Source organism: Planktotalea sp. (assembly GCF_039984035.1).
Classification (GTDB): Bacteria; Pseudomonadota; Alphaproteobacteria; order Rhodobacterales; family Rhodobacteraceae; genus Planktotalea.
This window is the reverse complement of record NZ_JBDWVM010000064.1, coordinates 1-7143: the sequence shown is the minus strand read 5'-3', so window position 1 is coordinate 7143 and position 7143 is coordinate 1. Positions and strand designations below refer to the sequence as shown.

7 protein-coding genes and 1 pseudogene are annotated in these 7143 nt (G+C 51.6%); all 8 read right to left on the bottom strand.

Translation table 11 applies throughout. The features are described from left to right. Nucleotides 1-1010: TRAP transporter large permease (locus ABJQ89_RS02840; RefSeq protein ID WP_348494758.1), on the bottom strand; the 1010-nt coding region annotated here is incomplete at its 3' end. A gap of 4 nt (nt 1011-1014) precedes the next feature. Continuing rightward, nucleotides 1015-1578 carry a TRAP transporter small permease gene (locus tag ABJQ89_RS02835; RefSeq protein WP_348494757.1) on the bottom strand — a complete coding sequence of 188 codons (564 nt, stop codon included), beginning with the start codon at nt 1576-1578 and terminating at the stop codon, nt 1015-1017. A 90-nt stretch (nt 1579-1668) separates the two neighbouring features. Next, nucleotides 1669-2706, bottom strand: coding sequence for a TRAP transporter substrate-binding protein (locus ABJQ89_RS02830; protein ID WP_348494756.1), 1038 nt, complete (start codon nt 2704-2706; stop codon nt 1669-1671). A gap of 26 nt (nt 2707-2732) precedes the next feature. Continuing rightward, nucleotides 2733-3557, bottom strand: coding sequence for a putative hydro-lyase (locus tag ABJQ89_RS02825; protein ID WP_348494755.1), 825 nt, complete (start codon nt 3555-3557; stop codon nt 2733-2735). Between the two features lie 96 nt (nt 3558-3653). Further along, the gene (locus ABJQ89_RS02820) at nt 3654-4532 is read right to left on the bottom strand and encodes a LysR family transcriptional regulator (protein ID WP_348494754.1); all 879 of its coding nucleotides are present in this window, start codon (nt 4530-4532) and stop codon (nt 3654-3656) included. Nucleotides 4533-4668: 136 nt separating this feature from the next. Continuing rightward, nucleotides 4669-5064: a S8 family serine peptidase gene (locus tag ABJQ89_RS02815; RefSeq protein WP_348494753.1), complete on the bottom strand. Its 396-nt coding sequence runs from the start codon at nt 5062-5064 to the stop codon at nt 4669-4671. Then, nucleotides 5061-5768 (bottom strand): phosphatase PAP2 family protein, encoded by a 708-nt coding sequence (locus tag ABJQ89_RS02810; RefSeq protein ID WP_348494752.1) that lies wholly within the window; start codon nt 5766-5768, stop codon nt 5061-5063. The genes ABJQ89_RS02815 and ABJQ89_RS02810 overlap by 4 nt, the downstream gene beginning before the upstream one ends. Before the next feature lie 821 nt (nt 5769-6589). Continuing rightward, nucleotides 6590-7143, bottom strand: a pseudogene (locus tag ABJQ89_RS02805) (restriction endonuclease subunit R); the annotation flags it as partial.

The following is a 7143-nucleotide window of genomic DNA, read 5'->3' as shown; positions in this document are numbered from 1 at the left end:
AGCATCGACAAGGTTTCCATGAAGCAGCCAATCAGGACCAAAACCGCGACGATCATCAGCATCGTTTGCATCGGTGTCCAACCAAGCCCCGTGACAAAGTCTGTCAGCGCTTGTGTAAGTCCGATGATGGAGAGCACAAAGTTCAGGAAAACAGCCGCGATGATGATCAGCATGATCATAGCCGTCGTGCGCATCGTGCCTTCAATCGCTTGGCGCATCATATCGATGGACATTTTGCCATTCAGCGCGGCCAATCCCATAGAGGCAACAACGCCAAGTGCTGCAGCTTCTGTTGGCGTTGCAAGGCCCGCGTAGATCGAACCGACAACCACCACAAAGATACCAATCGGTGGGATCAAAGACGGCAAGGCTCGCAGCCGTTCGCCCCATGTATGACGCAGCTTTTCGCCGCCCCATTCAGGCTTGATCATGCAGGCCACCACAATCGTCGCCATGAACAAAAGCGCCAGTAAGAAGCCTGGTAGAAAGCCCGCAAGATATAGCTCTGGCACAGATGTATTGGTGAGCAGACCATAGAGGATCAGGTTGATCGACGGTGGAATGAGAATGCCCAATGTACCACCCGCAGCGACAGTGCCGAGAAACAGGCTCTCGTTATAACCGCGTTTCTTGATCTGGGGCACCGCAACTGTGCCGATCGTTGCAGCAGTCGCAACTGACGAACCAGAGGTCGCAGCAAAGAGCGCGGAAGAGCCGATGTTCGAATGCATCAGACCACCGGGCAACCAACCGACCCATTTGACGATACCGTCATACATGCGCTCGGTGATGCCTGCACGCAGCAGGACTTCGCCCATCATCACGAACATCGGGATCGCGACCAACAAGAAATCTGTAGAGGTTTGCCATGCCATGTCCGAAATCGCGCGGTGCAGTGGCATGGGGCTGTCAGTGAATTGTAAAATAAGGCCGAGCCAGCCGAGTGATGCAGCGATCGGAACGGCTAAGCCGATAAGAGCGAGCAGGATAAGAAGTGTCTTAATGAGCATTTGTTTATACCGTCTCGTCTTCGATTTGTTCGTCTAGGGATTTGACACCGATGAGATCCTGTGTGCCGTCAGGATCGCCCGCCATGATGCGCTTGAGCGCAACGAGGCTGAGTAAAACACCCGAAAAGACAAAGAAAATCCAACCAATCAGCCAGGGGATTTGTGGGATTGCCAAAGGCACGCGCATCGGCGTGATAGAGCGCGATCCATTCGCGAGCGTATCTCCAACGAGCGACCAGACATTATAAACAATGACTGCGGCAAAGCTGATCAACATGATCATCCCAAACAGGTTCACGAGGCCATGTAGCTTCTTTGGAATTGCGCCGAGAAAGGCATCAACGCGAATGTGCGCGCGTTCAAACAATGCGTACGAGAGGGCCAGCGCCGTGGCGACGCCAAAAGCATAGCCCGAAATTTCATCTGCACCGCCAATCGAGACGTTGAAGACTCTTCGTAAGAACACTTCAAGCGTTACCAAAAAGGCAGACAAAACGATCAACGTGCCACCGAGCCACGTTAACCAAAGGCTCAAGGTGCGGGTGTTGTTTAGCAAGCGCTCTAACATCGAGAAGATCCTGTTGGATGGAAAGGTAGTGGGGAGGAGTGGAAGAAAACGAGCGGCGCGACTTCGTGCGCCGCCCGATGAGATGGGCTCTTATTTGGCCATCGCTGTCAGACCCAAAATTGGACCAACAGTTTCATTCCAATTTGCTGCGCACTCTTCGCCGCAACGCTCTGCCCAACGGGCCAGAACAACGTCCGTCGCGATGGTGTCACGTGCTTTCAGATCTGCTTCGGATGGTTCCACAAGTGTCATAGAACCCGGTTCTCCCACAGAACATTCACCGCCCGTGATGCAGGAAATCGCGACATCATCTTCCGTCGCTGTTTCTGCCCACATCGCGTCAGTCAGTGTCGCGATTTCGCTCTGCATCAACGCTTGCTGACCTTCAGATAGGCTGTTCCATTTGTCCATGTTCATCGCGCCAAACGCGAGACCCCAGCCCACGCGCAATGTATAGGCGTGCGTTGCAACTTGGTTCCATTTCGCAGTGTAGGCCGACATCGTGCCCGTGATCGCGCAATCAACAACGCCTTTTTCAAGCGCTGGGATCACCTCTGAGAAAGACACAGTCACCGACGTGCCGCCCACGCCTTCTACGAAATCACCCAATGTCGTGGAATAGACGCGGATTTTCTTGCCATTCAAATCTTCGATGCCATTCACTTCACCGTTGCACCAGAGCGTTTGGCTCGGGAATGGGTAGAGCATCAAAAGTTTCGCGTTATAGATATCTGCAAACGCCTTTTCCAACGTCGGATAATAGGCGTCAGACACTTGGCGCTGTGTGTCGATGTCTTGCGTCAGCGAAGACAGGTCAGCGCCTTCAAAAATTGCGTTTTCAGCAGCGACATAACCCGGCAGGCCGAATGCAAAATCAAACACGCCATTCTTAACGAGGCGCATGATTTCAAAGCCCTTCAAGCCAAGACCAGACTGGGACTGAATTTTGCCAACGATATTGCCGTCAGACGCTTCGCGCAAACGCGTGTTAAAGAACGGCTCTTCGTGCTTCTGGAAGTTTGTGAGGCTGGACCATGTTCCAACCGCGTTCAAAACGACGGGCTCATCCGCGAAGGCGGCGCTCGCGCTCAGCGCCAAAGCGGCGATAGCTGATGTGACTGTTTTCATAGTGTCTCTCCTTGTTGAGTAGTTTTTTAGTTTTGGGTTTGTAGAATTGTCGTTTCGGCATCTTCAGCCACGTCAGCGATCAACATGTGGCCAGGGGAATGAGTGATGCAGAGCGGCAGCTTTGCATCGAGCAGAACGTTTTGCGGGGTAACGCCGCACGCCCAATAGACGGGAACTTCGCCGTCTTTGATCTCAACCGCCTCGCCCCAGTCCGGCTGGGACAGATCGGAAATTCCAACATCAGCAGGATCACCAATCGCGATGGGCGCGCCATGCGCTTGTGGGAACCGCGCGCTAATTTCGCGTGCTTGATCGATCTGATGACGCGGGATCGGGCGCATCGTGACCACCATCTTTCCGCCGAATGGTCCCGAAGGCATGAGATCTATGTTGGAGCTATACATCGGAACATTGCGGCCCGTTTCGATATGGCGCACGGGGATGTCATTGCGCAAAAGCGCGTTTTCAAACGTGAAAGAGCAGCCCAAAGCAACTGTGACCAAATCGTCGGCCCAAAGCGCGTCAATGGCTTCAACTTCGTCCGCCAATGCACCGTCTCTGAATATGCGATATTTAGAAACATCCGTGCGGATATCGATGTCTTGCCCAAGCGTTGGCAAATACGGATCACCGCTGTCGCTAACCCCGACAACAGGGCATGGTTTAGGGTTACGTTGGCAAAATCGCAGAAAGTCCAATGCATACCGCTCAGGGAGAATAGCGAGATTGCATTGGAGCTTTCCGGCGGCCAGACCTGCAGTGTGTCCGCTATAAGATCCGCTTCGAATTGCTGAGCGAACCTGCTGTGCAGATGCGCCGATAAGTGCCGAGTGAAGAGTCGTGTCTGTCATCATAAGAACGCCCAATGCTGTGTTGGACATAGCTTTCACGACAATGCGAATTCATGCAAATTATCATTTTATATCAGAGGTGATAGATTTTTTAAATTACTTTGGATGCGAGTTATCCCACTCAAGCGCGACTTTGCGCGCAATTTTTGCACTATTTTCAACAAGAAAACTGCGCGGTTCGGACAGATAGGAGGCAGTAAACGCCAAGGGCTGCGGATGAAAGCCGGGATCGAATTCAACAATCTGACCTGATTGCAGAAAGTCATTCGCCAGCGCGCGCGGATAAGGACCCACCGCGATTCCCGCAGCAATCATCTTTAAACTCGCGGACAAAGACGCCGATGCGTAGACCCGCAAACGCGGCCCTATGCGTCGTGAAAGTTCGGACATTAACTCGCGGTACGGGCGGGTTTGGCTAGAATAAGAAATCACCGGAATTTCGCTGAGATCAGTTTGTTCATTCTGAGTTGAGCGATACCAGTGGAGATCGAATGCAGGCAGCTCGACATTCTCAACTGAAAACTCAGACACCGGCCCCATGAGAAAAGCCAAGTCCAAGCGACGCTCCAAAAGTGCGGCCCGCAGGTTGAGCGAAATGTCGACTGTCAAATCCACATTCACCCGCGGGTACTGGGTGCTGAACGCTTTCAAAAATTCAGGGAGCCAAGCCTGCGCAATCGTTTCCGACGCGCCGACACGAAACAAGCCTTCAGTCTCGGAAGCGTCAGCGACACGTTGTTTGATCTCTTCTTCAACGAATAACATTTGCTCGGCGTAAGACAGCAGCAAAGTCCCATGTTTCGTGAGAACCACATCCCCCTGAGAGCGTTCAAACAAAGGCACACGCAGCTCGTCTTCGAGATTGGCAATCCGTGTGGATACAGCAGGCTGTGAAAGATGCAAACGTTCCGCCGCCTTGCGAAAGCCCCCAAGACGCGCGACCCACAGAAAGGTTTTGATTTGATCAAATGTCATGAGTATTCATTTCTCTTATCGGATACACAGCAAAGCCATAGATTTTTCTGTTATGTTTCCGCTTTGAATTGGGTCAAAGCAAGCGAAAACCGAGGCGGGGACAGTGCCGCCACCTCAGCGCCAATATGGACGAATGTCAGACTCTCAGTGCCTCGCGCCCTGCATCGGCTCGGCTCAAACCCGAAACGGGTACGACATTTGCGAGAACCTCTTCACGCAACTGCCGCGCAGAAAATTGTCCGTTTTGAGCCAAACGCTGCGCATGAATGACCGCAGCCCCCGCGATATGCGGCGTCGCCATTGACGTGCCCGACAGGAGTTTCAGCCCAGAGCGATTGGCGTGATCAGCTGACAAGATATCAACACCGGGCGCGTAGCAATCCGGCCCCGTATTCGAAAAACGAGCAATCGCGTTTGATCGACCAATGGCGCCGACCGAAAAAATGCCATCTGCTTCCGCAGGCGGCGTTGGCAAAACAAACGCGTTTTCTGAGCTTGGGACAAGCTTCCAAGGGAACCATTCGTAACTCATTTGGTCCCCCACTCAACACGCGCATTTGAAAAATGCTCTGTAAACAAAGGAATCGTCTCGGCCGTGACAGCGTTGCCTTGGGTCGACCCGTTCAGAGTTTTTGTGACCCAAGCACGATCAAAATCTTGCCCCTCTTGAAAACTAGCAATGCCAAACGCGAGAACTGCATGCTTTGATTCGTCGTCTTTTGAAGCGGTCGCCAATGCAATGATTGCCCGCCCAAGCGCATAGCCCATTGCTGCGCCTGCTGCATTGTCGATAGGAGAATGAACACCTGCAATTGTTCGGTTAACCGCAATACGATGGGCCACGCGGAACACCATCGGCAAGGTTTCGGTGAACTTCATATCCTTGCTGGCACTCTCGTCCGAGAGGAAGTGCAACACCGTCGCAATCGCAAATGCCTCCACCGCGTGACCTGCAGGAAAACTGGAATGATCCGGTGTCTGAATGATTGGCTGCACCTCATGCGCAAAATCTGCTGGACGTGGCATCCAGCAGTAATGCTTCATGCGCATGTACAGCTGGATCGCCAAACCCTGAACCGCGAACAAAACTTGCATCGTATGTTTCTTGCGAAACCCGTTCATAGGAGTCACCGCTCCAAAAAAAGACAGGATGTCATCGATTTGAACTTGGATTTCCGGAATGCGCTCTGAACGCAAATCGCTGTAACCACGGACGAAATCCATCTGTTTCAACATTGAACTGGCTGCATAACTCACCCAGCAAGATTTGCTGCCGACGTGTTTCCGACAAATACGACAGGTCGTTCGACGGAACAGGAAGCTTTTGACCAACCAAAAGCTTGTCAGTATTCCAAAAGCCTGTGATCGCATCTTGCAGCACAGCAAGGGCTGTCGACAACAACGGCGACGGGTCACATGCAGGATGCGAATTACCCTGTGTTCCCCCTTGCGTACCGCCCTGCGTCCCTCCTTGAGTTCCGCCCTATATTCCCCCAAACAATCCCATCGACCATCCCACCTTTCAGTTGTTCAGCCCCAGAATTTCTAAAGGGCTTAGTAACATCAAAACTTTTTGACGTTTTCATTTTCCACCTTTCAAAACCATCGTGATTCTTCCGTGATCTGTTGAGGCAGATGCGTGAAACGGCGGTTGAAGGACGACACTAGGGAAAAATTTTGAACATCCGAGAATTTGGGAAATGATATTTTTTTCATACGAATAGCCAGCGGAATAGAACCAGACCTCAAGATTTCGCACCATCCGAGAGGCTCCAAGCCGCGCGATAGGCAGAGCCAAAAGTTCAAAACACACCTTCACAAAGAAAAAGGCCGCCCAAGGCGACCCATTCAAATTCTACAAAATTGTGTAGTGGCGGAGGCTCAGTCCTTAGTACTTTTTTCGTAAGGCAATAATTTAGATAGGTAAAAATTTGCCTTCTAAATTTCATACCACAAAAAACACCACCCAAGATTAGGGAGATGGCTTTTTGTCAATCCTCACGTATCTATCGCCTTTGTTAGTTGGTCCCGCATATTAAGACCATCTAGTGCGACTTCTAACTGCACAAAGATACTACGTTTTCCCATCGCTTTCTGACTTGTCCTTTCGTTACTTCCTTCGGATCGTGTTTGAGGTGCTTTCCTTTAAACTCAACGACAAGAACGCGCCCATCTTCAAGCTCGGCAACTAATTCAGGGTAGAAACGACCCCATGCAACCGGCAACCGAAATGCGTTTGGATGCCGAGGCACATCCCTGATCCAGTGTCTTACCCCTTTTTGGCTATCTAGTGTCACAGCACATTGGAACTTTTGACCGTCACCACCGTCTTCACCTTTACCATCAATGAACGGCACTTGATCGCCGCCCGTATAATGCCGTGGAAACTTTTGCCGCCCGCGATAAGGGCGAACACCTGCAAACACGCCGTCAAAGAACTTGGACCCGCTGTCAAAACTTACGCTTGATTGCGCAGGCTCATCAAACAGGATGGTTTGATAGACCTTCCTTTGCTCAAGCTCGTATATTGTCGTCAACTTCTTTTGAAGGCAACAGGCCAAGACAAATTGGCACCGCATCAAAGACGACAACGGAATCCCGCGATTGTGAA